The 19210-nt window shown below is 40.3% G+C and carries 15 protein-coding genes; 9 read left to right on the top strand and 6 right to left on the bottom strand.

Annotated features, from left to right (window positions below; genetic code table 11):
• Window positions 1-621: 621 nt before the first annotated feature.
• From IR083_RS17570 to IR083_RS17560, 3 genes are all read left to right on the top strand, one after another.
• Window positions 622-2517, top strand: a complete 1896-nt coding sequence (locus tag IR083_RS17570) for an amidophosphoribosyltransferase (RefSeq protein ID WP_194225275.1) — start codon at window positions 622-624, stop codon at window positions 2515-2517.
• A 317-nt stretch (window positions 2518-2834) separates the two neighbouring features.
• A complete protein-coding gene (locus tag IR083_RS17565; protein ID WP_006800303.1) occupies window positions 2835-3461 on the top strand; it encodes an outer membrane beta-barrel protein in 627 nt (208 codons plus the stop codon).
• 164 nt (window positions 3462-3625) lie between these two features.
• Window positions 3626-4327 (top strand): porin family protein, encoded by a 702-nt coding sequence (locus IR083_RS17560; protein WP_194225274.1) that lies wholly within the window; start codon window positions 3626-3628, stop codon window positions 4325-4327.
• Between the two features lie 50 nt (window positions 4328-4377).
• Here IR083_RS17560 and thrC read toward each other — a convergent pair whose 3' ends face one another.
• Window positions 4378-5676: a threonine synthase gene (gene thrC / locus IR083_RS17555; protein WP_194225273.1), complete on the bottom strand. Its 1299-nt coding sequence runs from the start codon at window positions 5674-5676 to the stop codon at window positions 4378-4380.
• A gap of 551 nt (window positions 5677-6227) precedes the next feature.
• On the opposite strand from thrC, the gene IR083_RS17550 reads away from it, so the two are divergent.
• Window positions 6228-7706 carry an O-antigen translocase gene (locus IR083_RS17550; RefSeq protein ID WP_194225272.1) on the top strand — a complete coding sequence of 493 codons (1479 nt, stop codon included), beginning with the start codon at window positions 6228-6230 and terminating at the stop codon, window positions 7704-7706.
• Window positions 7707-7712: 6 nt separating this feature from the next.
• Here IR083_RS17550 and IR083_RS17545 read toward each other — a convergent pair whose 3' ends face one another.
• The gene (locus IR083_RS17545) at window positions 7713-8411 is read right to left on the bottom strand and encodes a hemerythrin domain-containing protein (protein ID WP_194225271.1); all 699 of its coding nucleotides are present in this window, start codon (window positions 8409-8411) and stop codon (window positions 7713-7715) included.
• A gap of 12 nt (window positions 8412-8423) precedes the next feature.
• The gene (locus IR083_RS17540) at window positions 8424-9032 is read right to left on the bottom strand and encodes a helix-turn-helix transcriptional regulator (protein WP_194225270.1); all 609 of its coding nucleotides are present in this window, start codon (window positions 9030-9032) and stop codon (window positions 8424-8426) included.
• Between the two features lie 288 nt (window positions 9033-9320).
• Here IR083_RS17540 and IR083_RS17535 point away from each other — a divergent pair, with 288 nt between their 5' ends.
• From IR083_RS17535 to cdaA, 3 genes are all read left to right on the top strand, one after another.
• Window positions 9321-10220, top strand: coding sequence for a DUF2156 domain-containing protein (locus tag IR083_RS17535; protein ID WP_194225269.1), 900 nt, complete (start codon window positions 9321-9323; stop codon window positions 10218-10220).
• Window positions 10221-10396: 176 nt separating this feature from the next.
• Window positions 10397-11170 (top strand): GNAT family N-acetyltransferase, encoded by a 774-nt coding sequence (locus IR083_RS17530; RefSeq protein WP_194225268.1) that lies wholly within the window; start codon window positions 10397-10399, stop codon window positions 11168-11170.
• Window positions 11171-11263: 93 nt separating this feature from the next.
• A complete protein-coding gene (gene cdaA / locus IR083_RS17525; protein WP_194225267.1) occupies window positions 11264-12058 on the top strand; it encodes a diadenylate cyclase CdaA in 795 nt (264 codons plus the stop codon).
• Between the two features lie 79 nt (window positions 12059-12137).
• Here the strand turns inward: cdaA and IR083_RS17520 are convergent, their stop codons facing one another.
• The gene (locus IR083_RS17520; RefSeq protein ID WP_194225266.1) at window positions 12138-12731 is read right to left on the bottom strand and encodes an FKBP-type peptidyl-prolyl cis-trans isomerase; all 594 of its coding nucleotides are present in this window, start codon (window positions 12729-12731) and stop codon (window positions 12138-12140) included.
• A 91-nt stretch (window positions 12732-12822) separates the two neighbouring features.
• Window positions 12823-14358 (bottom strand): glycine--tRNA ligase, encoded by a 1536-nt coding sequence (locus tag IR083_RS17515; protein ID WP_194225265.1) that lies wholly within the window; start codon window positions 14356-14358, stop codon window positions 12823-12825.
• A 257-nt stretch (window positions 14359-14615) separates the two neighbouring features.
• Here IR083_RS17515 and IR083_RS17510 point away from each other — a divergent pair, with 257 nt between their 5' ends.
• Together IR083_RS17510 and IR083_RS17505 are read left to right on the top strand one after the other, a co-directional pair.
• The gene (locus tag IR083_RS17510) at window positions 14616-15377 is read left to right on the top strand and encodes a DUF3667 domain-containing protein (RefSeq protein ID WP_194225264.1); all 762 of its coding nucleotides are present in this window, start codon (window positions 14616-14618) and stop codon (window positions 15375-15377) included.
• Window positions 15378-15524: 147 nt separating this feature from the next.
• Window positions 15525-18230 carry an outer membrane beta-barrel protein gene (locus IR083_RS17505; protein WP_194225263.1) on the top strand — a complete coding sequence of 902 codons (2706 nt, stop codon included), beginning with the start codon at window positions 15525-15527 and terminating at the stop codon, window positions 18228-18230.
• 77 nt (window positions 18231-18307) lie between these two features.
• Here the strand turns inward: IR083_RS17505 and IR083_RS17500 are convergent, their stop codons facing one another.
• Window positions 18308-19129: an aldo/keto reductase gene (locus IR083_RS17500; RefSeq protein ID WP_006800289.1), complete on the bottom strand. Its 822-nt coding sequence runs from the start codon at window positions 19127-19129 to the stop codon at window positions 18308-18310.
• Window positions 19130-19210 lie beyond the last annotated feature (81 nt).

Here is a 19210-nt window from a genome sequence, read left to right as displayed (position 1 = left end):
CATCCCTTTGGCGACCCAAAACCGCAGCTGCGGTGGGGCAAAATAATACGGAATCATCTCTAGCCGGATTATCAGCCGTGTATAGCAGCTACCATATTTTGCCCTACACCTCCGCTTTACGGATTGGGTGCCCCGCCTGCGGGACGAGGCCGTGACCGCGATGCGGCGACAGGACAGAGGCTCTTCATGCTTTAGCCCCGCGTGCGTCAGCCCTCGCGCATTAGTGACGCAGGCGGGGTACCCAATCCGTTGCAGGCGGCGTAGAATCAAACGGGGCGATAGCCCGTGTGTTTGATTCAGCCGTCAAAACGGTTTTGGGTCGCCGAGGAGCGGAGCGCTAGCCTTTTGGTTCGTTTTGGGCAATGCCAAAATGAACATTTAAGCGGAACGAAGTGCAGCAAAAAATATTAGCTTTTTATTCTCTCTGTAAGTTCCTTGGGGATTGAGGGGGTGTTCATTACTTCAAAGAACTAAAAGCTATCTATACACAGATAAACCTTTATGGAAAAAATACCCGTATTGCAGCTATAATATTTTTAGGATTACAGAAAAAATCATATTATCTTTGTAGCCTCAAAAATAACTATTCTCAACAAATTCTCAATAGAAGGAGATCTTTATATGACGGAGCCTTTGAAGCATGAATGCGGTATCGTAATGATACGCTTGCTAAAGCCGCTTGACTACTATCAAAAGAAGTACGGTACATGGCAGTATGGATTGAATAAATTATACCTGCTGATGGAAAAACAGCACAACCGTGGACAAGAAGGTGCGGGGCTTGCTGTAGTAAAATTAGACTCACCTCCGGGTAGCGAGTTTATATTCAGGGAAAGAGCCACAGGTTCGGGCGCCATATCGGAAATCTTCTCTAATGTATACAAGAATTATGAAAAAACATCCAGGGAAAAATTAAGTGATCCTGCATATGCCAGCCAATATCTGCCATTTGCAGGTGAATTATTTTTAGGACATCTGCGTTACAGTACAACCGGCAAGAGTGGCATCTCATATGTACATCCATTTCTGCGTCGCAGCAACTGGCGGTCGAGGAACCTTGCGCTAGCGGGAAACTTCAATATGACCAATGTTGATGAGCTGTTCGAAGCGCTGGTAGCTGAAGGGCAACACCCGCGTGATTACGCCGACACCTTCGTTCTTCTCGAATCTCTGGGGCATCATCTCGACAGGGAAGTGCAGTTCCAATATGACAAATTCGGTAAAGACCGCAAAGTAAAAGGAGAAGACCTGAACGACCTGATAGAAAAGAACCTCGATATACATTTCATGCTCAACAAAGCCAGTGAAAACTGGGACGGAGGGTATACCATCGGCGGAATTATCGGTTGTGGCGACGGATTTGTATACAGAGACCCTTCCGGTATACGTCCGGCTTTCTACTACCATGATGATGAGATTGTAGTGGTAGCATCGGAGCGTCCCGTAATTCAGACGGCGCTTAATCTCGATGTGGCCGAGGTAAAAGAACTTGACCCGGGACAGGCGATCATAGTTAAAAAGAGTGGGCAGGTATTGTTTTCACAAATACAGGAACCACGAAATGTATCTCCTTGTTCGTTCGAACGGATTTATTTTTCCCGGGGTTCGGATGCCGATATATACAACGAACGCAAAGATCTGGGAAAGCTACTTCTGCCACCTATCCTGAAAGCGATAGATAACGATATACAACATACGGTGTTCTCATTCATACCCAATACGGCTGAAGTTGCATTTTTCGGAATGACAGAGGCTCTTAACAAGCATATGAATGATGTAAAGCTAAAGAAAATTACAGAGAAAGGTTCATCCATTTCCGAAGAAGAACTGCAAAGGATATTATCTATGCGGGTGCGTACCGAAAAGGTCGTTATCAAAGACATCAAGTTACGGACTTTTATCGCACAGGACAGCAGCCGCGATGATCTGGCGGCACACGTCTATGATATAACATACGATTCGGTCCGCCCATATGAAGATAACCTGGTAGTGATAGATGATAGTATAGTGCGGGGAACAACCCTCAAACAAAGTATCATAAAAATACTCGACCGCCTGCACCCTAAAAAGATAGTTATCGTATCCTCATCTCCACAGATCCGGTATCCGGACTGCTATGGTATAGATATGTCGCGTATGAGTGAATTCGCAGCATTCAGAGCTGCTATCGAATTACTGAAAGAGAGAGGAATGCAATCGGTTATAGACGATGTATACCGTAAATCTCTTGCGCAAAAGAACAAGCCGAAAGAAGAGATAGTGAATTATGTAAAAGAAATTTACGCGCCATTCTCTAATGAGGAAATATCGACCAAAATGGCCGAAATGCTTACGCCAAAGGGAACACAGGCTAAGATAGAAATTGTGTTCCAGACCATTGAAGATCTTCACAAGGCTAGCCCGAATCACAAGGGGGATTGGTATTTTTCGGGAAATTACCCCACTCCGGGTGGCAACAGGATGGTGAATACAGCATTCCTGAACTATATAGAAGGAATAGACAAAAGGTCGTATTGACTTTTATAAGACGATATTTTACAAAGACCGGGATTGAAGAGTTTATAACCTTTAGCCCCGGTCTTTTATATAAATTTATCATTTGACGAATAATAATGGATGATACTAAACTATCAGAATACAGGCCATTAAACTTTCTTTATGATTATTTTTTCCTCTTTCATGCAATTATTTTCCTCCTGATCTATCTTATTGTAAACAAAGCAGATGTGTGATATACTGCAGGATTTTTCATAATAAGTTTTAAAATTAAAAAATATACATATATATTTGCACCGTCAAACAGACTTAAAAACGATCACATTAATTAGAAAATAATGAAAAAAATATTACTAGTCAGCGCTTTGGCATTGTCATGCCTGTTTGCAAATGCACAAGATGGTCTTAAAGGAACTTGGTTTGTCGGAGGCCAGGTAGGCTTCGGAAGCGATAAGTCGTATACAACTTCTTCCGATCAAATTGTTGAAAGAAAAGTTAATGACTTCGCTGTAGCTCCTCTTGTCGGAACTTTTATTTCTCCTTCCGTAGCTGTAGGTGCAGCTTTAGGATTCGAATCGGGAAAAGTAAAAATAGCCGGCGTACAAACTGAGAAAACTACAGATATCGCCATCATGCCTTTTGCCAGAAAATACTGGAACATCAGTGGCGGACTCTATTTCTTCGGACAAGCAGCCCTTCCTGTTTCTTTCGGAAGTACTGAATATGGAAGCGGAGATACCAAACTGAAAGTAAACGACACTAACATAGCTGTAGCATTAGCTCCTGGTTTCGATTATATAATCAACGATTGGATCTCGGTAGAAACATCTTTCACTGTATTGAGCGCCCGTTACAATAGCTCTAAGCCTAAAGGCGGTGATAGCAGCAATTCTTTCAGATTCAATGGCGATACACATGGAACCGAAATAGGTGATTTGACTATCGGTGTCAAATTCTTATTCTAAGAAACACTCTGAAACTATATAAAGAGGCCCGGAATTTCCGGGCTTTTTTATTTTCTGAAATTATAAAAATTGTTTTATATGTATATGGGTACAAATAATTTATATATCTTTGTCTTCTCTAAGCAGCTTAATATAAACTACATCATCTTAACCAAAACATTTTTATGAGACAAATTATCAAAATTACCTTAGCTTCAATATTTTTGATTGTTGGCTTGTCTGCTAACGCCCAAGAGAAAAAATTCTTATTCGGAGTCAAAGCCGGATTCGCTTTTTCCGATCTTAGTGAGTATTCTTACGATACTAAAATAAAACATTCATTTACGGGTGGGCTAACATTTGACTATTTTCTGAATCGCGACCTGTACCTTTCTTCTGCTATCGAATTTGTAAACAAGGGAACTAAATACGATCTCCTGAATAAAGATGAAAACGCAGGCACGAGTTTAAGTATTAAAAAATCGACTGTGGCGGCTAATTATCTTCAGGTACCGGTGCATGTAGGGTATAAGTTTGACTTATCCCAAAAAACAAGACTGATGGTACAAGGAGGTCCTTATATAGCCTATGGAATTGGCGGACAAACAGAACTCGGAGACGAAGTTGTTTTAAAAACACCGGAAGGAACTATCTCGATGGGCTTAAATGATTATATAAAAATGATTGACGGTTGGAGAAGGGGAGAAGATACCTTCAGCGATACGCATTTCCGTGAATTTGACTGGGGTATTGGTATTGGCCTGGGAGTAGAGTATGAACATGTGAATATATCTTTTAAGTATGACTTTGGATTATATGATATATCACGAGGAGATGGAAAAGTGAAAAACAGGAATGCTTATGTCACTTTAGGATATAAATTCTGATCATTCTTTGATATAATAATAAAGCCCGGAATTTCCGGGCTTTATTATTTTTATCTCAGTAAGTACTGCTTGAAATCAGCAAATTCTTTACTCATATCTACGCTTTGTTTTTTCCCTTTCATAAAAGCCTGCAACTTTTCAGGAATAGCCACCTGCCTGCCTATGATGCTTTCTACTGTTTCAAGAAATTTGGCAGGGTGTGCTGTTTCAAGGAAAACACCTGTCTCACCCGGCTGCAATTCATCTTTTAATGCCTGATAGCCGCATGCACCATGGGGATCGAGCAAATATCCGGTCTCATCATAAGTCGCTTTTACGATCTTCTTTATACAATCATCATTGTACCATTCTCCCGATATGTCTCTCTTTATCTCGTTCAATGACTTACCGTAAAGGTCGAGCACGCGGACAAAATTGCTGGGATTCCCCACATCCATGGCATTCGCAATCGTCTGTACAGACGGACGGGGATTATACTCTCCGGTTTGCAAATACTTATAGAAAATATCATTGCTGTTATTTGCCGCAATAAAACGCGTTACAGGCAGTCCCATGCGTTTAGCTATCAATCCGGCAGTAATATTCCCGAAGTTGCCGCTAGGTACCGAAAATACTACATTTCCGGCCTTTCCCTGCTTAGCAAGTTGAGCATAAGCATGGAAGTAATAAAATGCCTGAGGGAGAAATCTGGCTACATTTATGGAATTAGCAGAAGTCAGATTCAGCTTCCGGTTTAGTTCTTCATCCAGAAAGGCGGTTTTAACCAACGCCTGACAGTCATCAAATGTCCCGTCTATTTCTATGGCTGTTATATTCCGGCCTAATGTGGTAAACTGGCATTCCTGTATCTGGCTTACCTTCCCTTTCGGATAGAGAACATATACATGGATACCTTCCACTCCCAGGAATCCGTTTGCAACAGCACTGCCTGTATCTCCCGATGTGGCCACCAGGACTTTCACGTCTTTCTGCCCTTGCTTCTTAATGAAATAGCCTAGCAGACGGGCCATGAAACGCCCTCCCACATCTTTAAAAGCAAGAGTAGGACCATGAAAAAGTTCAAGGCTGTATATATTATCTTTTACATGTACTACAGGTGTATCGAAGCTGAGGGTATCATATACGATACTCTTGAGCGTATCCGGCTCTATATCTTCTCCAAAGAAAGCATCGGCAACCGTATATGCTATCTCCTGAAAGCTCATATTGCCTATATTTTCAAAAAAAGATTGAGGCAATTCTTTAATCGTTTCGGGCATATATAGCCCGTTATCAGGAGCCAGCCCTTTGACTACCGCTTCTTGCAGACTGACTTCCGGTGCATTCTTATTTGTACTGTAATACTTCATTTTACATTAATTTGAGAGACAAAAATAATAAAATGAAAGAGAAGAGACAAACGAATAAACATTATATTCGGATCTCACTCTTTTGATTGACAAATATTTCGGACTTTTATTCATGCCAATCAGTAGTTGAAGTGATTATTGTAGGATAGAAACGTTCGATTTTCTGCTGCACTTCGTTCCGCCAGAATGTTCATTTTGCCTTGATGCAAAACGAACCAAAAGGCTAGCACTCCTGTTGAGTCGCCTACGCTCCTCGATTTTCAATTCCTCGGCGACCCAAAACCGTTTTGACGGCTGAATCAAACACACGGGCTATCGCCCCGTTTGATTCTATGCCGCCTTCAACGGATTGGGTACCCCGCCTGCGTCACTAATGCGCAAGGGCTGACGCACATGAGGCTAAAGCCTTGATTTTTGTAACTTTCTATCAAGAAAAAGTTAAGAAAAACAAGCCGGCTGACGCGTTAGAAAAAAATAGAACGTTAAATTTCAACTACTGATTCACGTTATTTGTTACATTTGCATGTATAACAACAGTATAAGCCTTTGCATTGGAAAAGAAAAACTCGTCATATAATCAGATTCTAAAGTCTACATCTATTTTTGGAGGATCGCAGATACTCATTATCCTGATCGGCGTTATCCGCAATAAGATGATAGCTGTTCTGCTGGGGCCGGTCGGCGTGGGTATTATCGGTATATATAATTCTGTTATAGAGATGATACGCTCTGCCGGAGGACTGGGTATGGATACCACAGGTGTGAAGGAGATTGCGGAAGCGGATAGTTCCGGAGATAAGGAGGTACTTTTCAAAACTGTTACCCGGTTCAATAAATGGTTCAGAGTAATGGCACTTTGCGGAGCATTGGCCTGTCTCATTTTCTCTTATCCGATTAGTGTCTGGGCCTTTGAAGACGGTCGTTTTACCTTTTACATCGCTTGCTTATCGGTTTGTGTATTCCTTGCGATACTGACTATGGGCAGGTCTTCCATATTGCAGGGGATGCGTAGAATTCCCGAAATGGCAAAATCTGCTTTTCTGGGAAGCTTCTTCGGGTTGCTTATATCTATACCTGTCTATTTGCTTTTCGGCCTTGATGGGATTCTTCCGGCTTTTGTATTTTCATCACTATTTTCATTTCTATGCGTAGAATTCTATTATCGTAAACTGTATCTCAAGAAAAGTGATATATCAAATAAAGAGGCTTTCGAATCGGGATTGAAAACTCTGAAATTAGGCCTTTTCATCGTTGTCGCCGGATTTATAGGTACAGCAAGTATGTTCCTCGTAAGAACCTTTGTTTCGCGGAGTATAGATATCGATGCAGCCGGGCTGTTTCAGTCGGCATGGGTGATTACAAATGTTTATCTGAGCCTTATTCTGCGGTCTATGGGATCGGATTTCTTCCCACGACTATCGGCTATTGCGGGAGAAGGGGGAAAAGTGAAAAAATTGGTGAATGAGCAGAGTTATATTATTCTGGTAGTAGCTTCACCCATCATTGTGGGAATGTTGCTGTTTGCCGGCTTTGCCCTGTCTGTGCTCTACAGCTCGGAATTCGGGCATGCAGATGCCGTGTTGAGATGGCAGGTGCTGGGAACCTTTTTTAAGGTGCTGTGCTGGCCTGTAGCTTTTATTATGCTGGCAAAGAACAAAGGGACCGCTTTTTTAGCCACAGAGATTATATTTTATCTGGTTTACCTGCTGTCCGGTTATTTACTATTCCCGAAATACGGGCTTGAGGCTACGGGTATGGGCTATCTGATAGCTTATATTGTTTATCTTCCGGTAGTTTTCATAGTGGGTAAGACTATTTCGGGCTTTACATGGGATAGCAATATTATAAAGATGACAGTTATAAACATGTTGTTTATAGGAATAGCTTTTTATATAGCGCAATATTATGCCGGAGGATATGGTTTGCTACTGGGTACAGGAATCTTAGCCATATCGCTTGTATATGCGTATATTAAACTGAAAAAGGTATTCAGTATAGCGGAATTGCGTGATTGGTTCGGAAAGAAATAAGCGGAATTAGATTTTACCTTTTTCTATTTCTTTTACCCTTGGTATTACCAGGCTGTCTTCGATGAAAGTATGGGCTTCAAGTTCTTCCTCTGACATATACAGTTCGGTGAGAATGTTTACCATAAGCATCTGGTCTATAGTACCGGGCAGATATTTCATCAGTATCTGTTTCAGATCGTTCATCTTACCCTCTATGTCGTTGTGCCTTTGTTCGAATATATTAATGGAATATTTCTTTTCTCCCGAATCGTTAATAAGGGAATATACATACGGGAAAACAACTTCATCTTCATATAGCATATGTTCTTCCACTTCCTTGGTATAGTTGTCGAAGAAGTTAAGCACAACATCTTTCAACCCTTTTTCGGAAGTGTCGAAAACAAGCTCCAGTTTACGGCGTATATTCGGCAGTCTTTTTTCCAGAAAATAGCTATGTGAGCTTTTCAGGTAACGGAGAAATGGTTCCAGGGGAAGGGCTCCGAAAGCCTCTTCTATATTGATAATGGATTTATTGGATTGATAGCTGGCAAGGAACAGGAAGCAATCGGTATCGAATCCGTTTTCCTTGCAGACAGCGTCTACACTCTTTTCGCCAAATCCCAGAGATATATTCAGGCGGTTGAGCAACAGAAGAAGCCGGTAGTCGGCATCTATCAGTTCCGACATCTTCATTGACTTTTTAAATATGATAGTGATATTTTGCATGATATTGAAGTTTTATTCGTCCTGATACTTTATTTCGGATATATCTACAAGTTTGTTTATTATTGCATATATGGTCAGTCCCGAGATGCTGTGTACTTTAAGTTTACGGGTAATGTTCCGACGATGTGTTATAGCCGTGTGTATGGATATATTGTGATGTTCGGCAATCTCTTTATTGCTCATCCCTTTTACTACGCTGATAAGGATCTCTTTTTCCCTGTCGCTGAGTTCTTCCTGGTCACTTTGCCCGGCTTGTTCTTTATTCAGGCAATTCAGTAATGTTTCTTCAATCCTTGACTCCGAATCGTTTATTTTGATAACCGCATCATACGATTTGTAAAACTGCTCATCAATGATATTATATACCAGCGCAATGATCGCAATGTTTTTATTCAGGTTCAGTTGCTGGCGTATATCCTGCTTCGAGGTATGCCCCAGAAGCATAGGATTGATAAGTACTGCGTCGGGATGAAGTATGTCGAGCTGGTAATTGATATCCTCCATTTCCTTCAGTTCCACGACCTTCCCCACACTGGATAACTGGGAAAGAACATAGACCAGTCCTTTGCGTATAATATATGATGTTTCGGCTACTGCTAATACTTTCTTTGTATTCGACATCTTTTACGATAGTTTCTTATATAGAATCATTCTTTATAATGTGCAAATTACGTTATAAATTATGTTATTAACAAATGTTATTGGACATAAAGAATGTCAATAAAAGATAATATCTTTATCTGTATATTCGAGAACAATATTTGTATTAGTTTTGTTTAGCGAATGAAATACAAGTAGAACAGGAATAGATTTGCAAATGAAATAACATGCCGGTATCTGGATTGAGGGCCAGGAACTCGTTTCTTGTTTTCCCGTCTGCTTGTATCTAAAACATGTAACCCGTTATTTATGATCAACTTTAAACAAATTACACTGACTGATAAAAAGGAAATAGATGCCTGTTTTTCCGGAAATATTTATAGAGCCTGTGACTTTTGCTTTGCCAACCTGTTTGCCTGGAATGCCAGGTTTAAAACAATGTATGCCATAGAGCACCGCACTATTTTTCTCCGTTTTCAGGATTCCGACGGGCAGCTTTATTACATGATGCCTATCGGTAAAATGCCGCTGAGAGACGCGTTTGAGCTAATAATGAAAGATGCGGAGGACAACAAAATCCCGTTCCAGATGAAAGGTATCACACTTCGGATGTGGGAAAATATACAGAAGGAGATGCCGGATAAATTCCGCTACCTTCCCGACAGGAATAATGATGAATATATTTACCTGTCGGAAAAACTAATAAAGCTTTCCGGTAAAAAACTGCAAAGCAAGCGGAATCACATCAACCGCTTTAAAGCGGACAATCCTGATTGGGAATACTTTCCCCTGACCACTAAGAAAGAGCTGGACGAATGTGTGAGGATGCTTGATGAGTGGGAAGAGAAGTCTACATCAGCTATCAATATAACGCAGCGCTACGATTATATTGCGACAAGACTGATGCTCGAGCATTTCGAATACCTGCAACTGCGTGGGGGAGCTGTCCGGGTGAATGGAAAAATAGTGGCTTTTACAATAGGGGAACCGTTGACTGAAGACTCTTTTGTAGTGCATGTGGAAAAAGCGTTCGTTGATATGAACGGGGCTTATACTATCATCAACCAGCAGTTTGTAGAACACGAAGCCTCGGATTTTATGTATGTCAACAGAGAGGAGGATATGGGGCTGGATAATCTGCGTAAAGCCAAGATGTCTTACTATCCGGATATTCTTCTCGAGGAAGCGATGTTGATACCGAAGGTATAGATTAGCCCCCTAATCCCCCGGAGGGGGACTTGCAGAGAGGGTAAGTAAGAAATTATGAATTTGAGAAAAGTTGTCAATTTTGTCAACTTTTGATAAATAATAAGTTTTAAGTGATAGATAATGAGTAGTTTATATGATGTAGTTAAAATATCCCCTCCGGGGGCTAAGGGGCCTGGATGATACAATTTGCAAATGAACATACAATGCCGTTGGTTCGCCGGATGTGGAAAACATGCTTTGGCGATGCTGACGATTTTCTGGATATCCTTTTTAAGTATAAGTACAGGAATGAAAATACGCTGATATACTTTGACGGGGACAAAGCTGTCGCCTCTTTGCAGATGCTGCCCTATACAATTACGTTTTACGGAGAAGAAATTCCCTTTGCCTATTTAGCAGGGTTATGCACTCTGCCCGAATACCGCAGAAGGGGGTATATGGATCGATTGATACACAAGGCGCACGGTGTGATCGGAGAGAGAGGGATACCCTTATCCATCCTTGTGCCGGCAGAGGACTGGCTATATGGTTTTTATGAAAAATATGGCTATCAGAAAGTGTTTGAAAAGGGAACTGTTCCGTTATATCCGTTAAAGAAGATACTGGAAGATAATCCTGATATAACCGGGGCGTATAAAATATATGACGCATTGTTCCGCGGTAAAGATCTTTGTGTGCAAAAAACATTTACGGATTTCAAAGCTATAGTAGAAGAACAAATCATAGACGGATTTCCCGAGAAGTATGACATTGCGGGAATGGCACGGATAATGGACGCAGATTTCCTGTACGGTCTGTACTTCGAAAAACAGCCCCATGCCGATATAGAGATAAAAGATATACGTTTCCTATGCCGCCTGTTGTTCGGTTATAAGACGGATGAACTGGATGAGCCTTTCAGAAGCTTATTCCCGTTGCGTCATCCTGTAATGAACCAGATGCTCGAATAAAAGATTTTTTAAGAAGACCGGAATGATTTTTTAGGCCGATTCTGAAAGAAATCCACTATCTTTGGTACTTGATTTTAATGCTGTGTCCTGCTAATGGAAAACTTCGGAATAAGAGATATTGTTGATATACTGTTGGTTGCAACAGTAATGTATCAATTGTATAGGATTGTATCGAGGTCTGGTACGGGCGCTATTTTTAAAGGTGTTTTAGCATTTATAATCCTTTGGGTGCTTGTCTCGCAGGTGTTGCAGATGCGCCTGATGGGTGCTATCCTCGATAAGTTTACCGACTTCGGGCTGTTTGTACTTATCATCATTTTTCAGGATGAAATAAAGCGTTTCCTTATATCCCTTGGTTCGAACCGTACTTTTCGCTTTATAACGAAGATATTCAGATCGAAAGATGTAGGGGAGTTAAACGATTCTGTAATAACCTCCCTGGTGCTGGCTTGTATGAATATGGCCAAGACTTATACCGGAGCCCTGATTGTGATAGAGCAGGAGATAAAACTCGGTAATTATGCCGATACCGGAGAAGCACTGGACGCCGATATAAGCACACGTCTTATAGAGAATATTTTCTTCAAGAATACGCCTTTGCACGATGGGGCTATGATTATAGGAGGTAACAGGATCAAGGCGGCAGGATGTATCCTTCCGGTGGCCCAGAACCATGATATTCCAAAGTCTTTCGGGTTAAGGCACAGGGCTGCCATCGGTATATCGCAGGAAACTGACGCTAAAGTAATTGTGGTATCGGAAGAACGCGGCAAGATCTCATTTGTGAGCCAGGGCAAGATTGAAGCGAATATAACTCCTGAGAAATTGCAGGAACTTCTTATAGGAAGTATGCGTAAGAAGAAAAAGGCGAAAATGACAGGAAGTTAAGTTTGATGACAGGACTAAAATATAAGGCGTAAAAGTACCCACTTTTACGCCTTATATTTTTTATCCGGATTTATTATTTCTAATCAAACTCTCCCGGATTATCAGGGATTATATCAATTAAGTATATTTTAAATCTCAATGTTGTATAAGCAGGCACGGCTATATATCTTGTGCCGTTGGCGTTAGTGCTGTAATAATCAGTTGTTCCATACCCAAGCTGATAAGGAATAATTACTTCAACCTGTTTCCCTTTCTGCATGTTTTGTAGCATAGTCCTCATTCCATCAATATAATCGCTGACGCGTCCACGCAGGATATAACCATTGTTGTCGTTTTGAAAAATATACTTTGTTCCATCTTTTTGCAGGAAATACCCTTCGCAACGATAAGCCACACTATCGGTAAAATATGGAGTTTGGGTATCTGTGATTTTAGTTGAAGCAGTCTTTGTGATCTCTGAGTCATAATCATCTATATACTTGAAATAGATAGTACCGTTTTTGCTCTCAGATTCACGTGACTGATACACTGATTTATCTATATCCGCCACCTGTTTTTCATTATATGCTTTCCATTCCTCATCAATTACAATATTATTATCATCAGTACTGCAAGAGAAAAAGAATGCCAGCGGGCAAAGTATGGCGATTAAAGCAAATAGTTTTTTGTTCATAATTTTTATAGTTACGAGTTACGAGTTACGAGTTGCAAATTACAAGAGGCGGAATTCATTCATCACTTATAATTTATAACCCATAATTATTTTATATTGTTTTCAATAAGTTCTTCATACTTACTTTGTCGGCTATTATATCAGCCAGTCTGTCTATGCCTACGCGCTCCTGCTCCATTGTGTCGCGGTAGCGGATGGTTACCGTGTTGTCTTCCAGCGACTGGTGGTCTACCGTTACGCAATAAGGAGTTCCAATAGCATCCTGGCGGCGGTAACGCTTGCCGATGCTGTCTTTTTCATCATACTGGCATTTGAAATCAAATTTCAAATCGTCAATGATTTCCTGAGCCTTTTCCGGTAAGCCGTCTTTCTTTATCAAGGGCAGTACAGCCAGTTTGACCGGAGCTAATGCTGCCGGCAGTTTCAGTACTACGCGCGATTCGCCGCCTTCCAGCTCTTCTTCACAATATGCGGCTGACATAGTGGATAAGAACATACGGTCGACACCGATTGACGTTTCAATAACGTAAGGTGTATACGATTTATTGAGTTCAGGGTCGAAATATTGTAATTTTTTACCTGAATATTGTTCGTGACTACTCAGGTCGAAGTCGGTACGGGAATGAATACCCTCTACTTCCTTGAACCCGAACGGCATCTCAAATTCGATGTCAGTAGCTGCATTCGCATAGTGAGCGAGCTTGTCATGGTCGTGGAAACGGTATTTGTTATCCCCGTATCCAAGCGCCTTGTGCCACTTCATACGTGTTTCTTTCCATTTGGCAAACCATTCCAGTTCTTCTCCCGGACGAACAAAGAACTGCATTTCCATCTGTTCAAATTCGCGCATGCGGAAAATAAACTGCCGCGCAACGATCTCATTGCGGAATGCCTTACCTATCTGAGCTATACCAAACGGTATCTTCATCCGTCCTGTCTTCTGTACATTCAGGAAGTTTACGAAAATACCCTGTGCCGTTTCGGGGCGCAGGTATACTTTCATTGCACCATCGGCAGTAGAACCCATTTCGGTGGCAAACATCAGGTTGAACTGGCGCACATCGGTCCAGTTACGTGTTCCGCTGATCGGGTCTACGATTTCGCAATCGATGATAATCTGGCGAAGTTCTTCCAGATTGCTGTCGTTCAATGCTTTTGCAAAGCGGGTATGTACCTCGTCGCGTTTCGCCTGATTTTCGAGTATGCGAGGATTTGTCTGGCGAAACATGGCTTCATCGAAGCTGTCGCCGAATCTTTTTGCCGCTTTCTCTACTTCTTTGTTTATCTTATCGTCGATCTTTGCCATGTACTCTTCTATCAATACATCGGCACGATAACGTTTTTTACTGTCTTTGTTGTCGATCAAAGGATCGTTGAAAGCATCCACATGTCCCGAAGCTTTCCAGATGGTAGGGTGCATAAAGATGGCGGAGTCGATACCTACTACATTTTCGTGTAGCAAGACCATGCTGTCCCACCAGTATTTCTTAATATTGTTTTTCAGCTCCACACCCATTTGCCCGTAATCGTACACGGCGCTTAAACCATCATATATTTCGCTGGACTGAAATACAAAACCATACTCTTTGCAGTGTGAAACTATCTTCTTAAAAACATCTTCTGACATATCCCTTCAACTCGTTTTATGTTTGTTTTATATGTAATTGAATAAGTTGCACAAAGTAAACACTTTTTTTTGATATAGAAGGGCGTGGCATATCACTTATAGAATAATTAAAGATTGAATATTATGATTTTTTATTAAGCATACTTCTCCATACTCTAATTTTTGTGAGAGGAGAAGGCCTAAATATGCAGAGGCGATAATATAAATAAAGAATCCGTATTTTTAAACTAATCTGTTTCTTACGATGTTTAATCACCATGAAATATAGAAATATGCGAGGAGAAAAGAAAAAATGCCTCAATTGCGGGAATGAGGTAACAGATAATTATTGCGGTATCTGCGGACAATCGGTGCATACATCACGAATTACACCTCTTCATCTTGTCGAAGAACTGCAATATGGATTGCTACATATAAATAAGGGATTGCTTTATACGGTGAAAGAACTTCTTGTCAGACCGGGAAACACAATGAAGAATTATCTGGCAGGGAAGAGAGTTAAATATATGAAGCCATTCCTCTTCCTTATTGTATGGGGGTTGATTTATAGTATTGTTTTCCATTTCTTCCGTTTCTTTCCCATGAAAGAGATGAATAACCCCGGTAATGAGGTTCTTGGATATATACCGCTTTATGATTTGTATTCGGCCCATTATTCACTGGCCGTGTTGGTGATATTGCCTTTTTTTGCTCTGTCTACCTATTTTCTTTTTTATAAGAGCGGGTATAATTACACGGAGCATCTGGTGATATTCTCATATATTAATGGAGCAAAAACTGTTATTTTGCTATTATTCTATCCTTTAATATTTTTTACAAAATCAGCTGAGATTTATCATATTGTGCATATACTAGCCTCTATATATGTTATATGGGGGCTGAGTCAGTTTTTCAAATCGTCTTCATGGCTTAAAGTTGTGGGAAAAGTATTGTTGAGCTTTGTTTTGACTTATATCCTGCTCGTTATCATAATAACCGTTGTTTTCGAAGTCTTTAAGTTTTATAATATACAGCTGTAACTGAAATCCGGCACAATGGTTATTCCCTTCATCTCTTTTTATAGAATTTTCTTCATATCCCTTTAACGAATTTGCTCTCTTTATCACTCTATAAAGAAATACTAAAAAAAGCGTTACCTTCGTTTTTTATATAAAATAGGATATTTAATGAGGCATCTGTATCTGTTTATTTTATTTATGATAAGTCTCTCTTCCCTTGCTCAGACAGGAAAGACGGAGGTCAGGGGCTATATACAAGGTGCCATATTTGACGAGAAAACGAAAGAGCCGATCGCATCCGCAACCATTCGTTTGTTAAATAAGAGTGATAGCTCTTATATACAGGGTGTTGCGTCGAATGATAAAGGCGAGTTCAGACTTTCGGCTCCTCCACGTAAATATATACTTGAAGTCTCATTTATAGGATATAAGACTTTTTTGCAAAATTTTAATACTACTGTTAAAAATCCGGATTATTCGACAGGAGATATTTATTTGGAAGAGAATACGATCGAATTAGGCGCTGCTGTAGTGGAAGCCCAAGTTCCCGGTATCCTGGTGAGAGGCGACACTATCGAATACAATGCAGGTTCATACTCATCGCAGGAAAGTGATATGTTGCAGGATATGTTAAAGAATATCCCCGGAGTAGAGGTGGATGCTAATGGGAATATTACAGCTAACGGGAAGGCTATAAGCAAAATTTTGGTCGATGGCAAAGAGTTTTTCGGGAATGATATACCAATGGCTCTCGCCAATCTGCCTGCCAATATGATAAAAAAACTACAGCTATACAAGGAACAATCCGAAACGGCGAAAGTGACAGGATTCAGGGATAAAGACCCCGAACAGGTACTTAATCTGGTTGTAAAAGAAGAACTGAAGCAAAGTACTTTCGGCGATGTCAAAGGCGGATACGGTAGTGACGATAAATACGCCAATAAGGTGCTGGTAAACCACATGCGGGGCGATAATCAGCTTTCCTTTGTGGGTGATATGAATAATGTGAGTGATGATGAGTATATGTCGGGGATGGACAATGGCATAGATAAGAATAAGAATGTGGGAGTGAATGCTTATGTGCAAATGTCGGAGAAATTTAAAATAGGGGGAAATGTAAGGTACTCTGACAACGAGAACCTGATGGAAACCAAAACGAATACCCAGACGTTCCTCTCTACTGGCGACCGTTTGGCAAAGCAGGATATGTCATCGACCAATAAGCGGGATAATATGAATGTGGGAATGAATATACAATGGAAACCTGATACTCTTACTACTATTTTTGCCCGTTCGTACATCAACTTCAATAATACAGAGAGTGATCAAACGTCGACAAACTTCTCTTATGTGGCAGAAAAGGATACAACCTCCGGACAATCCATCAATCGGTCGAAAGGAGACGGATACAGTATAAATAATTACTTTACCGTTGGCCGTAAGCTGAACAATAAAGGGAGGACTGTCAGTTTGTCCTTTAACAACTCACTACGAAAAGAGAATAGTAAAGGGACCAATTATTCCTATACAACTTATACGGGAGATGTGGAAGATAAGATAATAGACCAACGCACCAATACCGACAATAACTCCAATAGCTATAATATATCTATGTCTTATGTAGAGCCGCTTGGAAAGGATTACCGTTTACAATTATCATACTCTTACGGATTGAATGACTCGGAGCGGATGCGGGATGTGCGAAAAAGAGATGCTGAAGGTAACTATACTCTTATAGATTCGGCTTATGCACGAAATACGGAGAATACATATATCAATCAGAACATCAGCCTCAATTTTCAGGCTACAAAAGAAAAATACAGGTATACTATTGGTTTTAGTGTAGATCCTTCACGTTCCCGCAGTAAAATCAGCCTTGGCGATTCTATTATCGAAAATTTGAGGCAGAGTGTAGTAAACTTTTCTCCCAGCCTCAATTTTTCCTATACTCCGAATGAAAGGACAAATATAGATTTCAATTATTCGGGTTCTACAGGTCAGCCGGGAATCAGTCAGCTTTCGGCCGATACGGTAATTGTAAACGCCTTGTCGAAATATTACGGGAATCCGAACCTGAAACCCAGTTACAGTAATAATTTAAATGTCTTTTATCAGAAATCGGACTATGAGACAAGCCGTTTCCTGATGCTTATGGGCGGATTTAATTATACATTCAACAATATTGTAGATTATACATTGATAGATGAACAGGGGAATAGCATTAATACATACAGGAATGTAAGTGGAAATATGGGAGCAAACATAAACTTTATGTATAATACACCCCTGAAAAACAAGAAATTCACTGTTACCAATAATTCGACGGGGAATTATTATAAGAATATAGGGTACACCAATGGTGAAAAAGCTATAACCCATAATGTAGTACTTGCAGAACAAGTATCTGTCAGATTTAAGAACGATAAGTTTGAAACCAATCTGCGGGCGGGTGTATCGTATAATATGACAAGGAATAATCTGACCGATTTGCAAGATAGGAATACGACGAATTATACGCTCAATCATTTTGCCATGTGGAGGCTTCCGTATGACTTTATTCTTACCAGTAGTATTAATTATTCTTATTATTCGGGATACGAAGATGACTTCAAAAACAGTGAGATGTTATGGAATGCATCCATTGCAAAACAATTCCTGAAAAAGAAAAGGGGTACGATAAAAGCACAGGTTTTCGATATACTGAACGACAGGAATAATATTACCCGTTATGTAAGTGGCAACTATATGTCCGATTCACGCTCGAATACAATAAACCAGTATTTCCTGCTGACTTTCTCTTATAAATTCAATATAATTAAGGGGAAGAAGGGGGTAGATGAAGCAGACGAAGTATATGAGGGTGGATATTATTAGGACTAATAAAAAGAATGTGTAGACAAAAGCCTCCTCGAATTCCTTTAAATTCGAGGAGGCTTCTTATAATAGATTTTTCAAAAATCAACATGATCCGGATCTGGACCGACACGTTTATTCTTATTTAATGAATTGATTTTTCCAATCTCCTCTTCTGTCAGTTTAAAGTCGAATATATGGAGATTCTGAGCCATTCTCTTTTCGTTGGCAGATTTTGGTATGGTTACCACCCCTCTTTGATAGTCCCAGCGAAGGATGATCTGGGCTGGAGATTTTGAATATTTTACAGCTAAATCCGTCAGTATTTTTTCTTCGAATAAACCTGTCTGATTTGCGGCAAACTGACTCCATGCCTCTGTCTGAATGCCTGCTTTTTTGCAGAAATCCAGATCGTTTTGCTGTGTCAGGTAGGGATGTAGTTCTATCTGATTTACTGCAGGTACTATTGTTGCCTCCTTTAGCAATGTTTCGAGATGATGTTGCTTGAAATTACTTACCCCGATAGCTTTTACTTTTCCGCTCTGGTAAATTTCTTCGAATTTCTTCCATGTTTCAACAAATTTACCCTCTACCGGCCAGTGTATCAGGTACAAATCCAGATAGTCCAGATTGAGCCTTTTCAGGCTGGCTTCGAATGCTTCCTTTACTTTTCCATTCCGTTGGTCGGCATTCCACATTTTGGTGGTGACGAAAATTTCTTCTCGTGGAATACCTGAATTTTTGATTGCTTTGCCTACTGCTTCTTCGTTGTGATAATACATAGCCGTGTCAATATGCCTGTATCCGACCTTTAGCGCGGTTTCTACTACTCTTTGTGCCTCGGTGTTATCTTCGATACGAAAAACACCTAAACCAATACATGGCATTTCCACTCCATTATTCAGTTTTACTTTTTCCATTGTTTATATATTTTGAGATTATTGATTATGCTGCTAATTTAACAATTAAAGCTGTTATTAAGTTTAGATAATTTTTATATA

The organism is Dysgonomonas sp. GY75 (assembly GCF_015234155.1).
Classification (GTDB): domain Bacteria; phylum Bacteroidota; class Bacteroidia; order Bacteroidales; family Dysgonomonadaceae; genus Dysgonomonas; species Dysgonomonas gadei.
The sequence above is the reverse complement of the archived record's forward strand: the minus strand, read 5'-3'. Positions and strand labels throughout refer to the sequence as shown.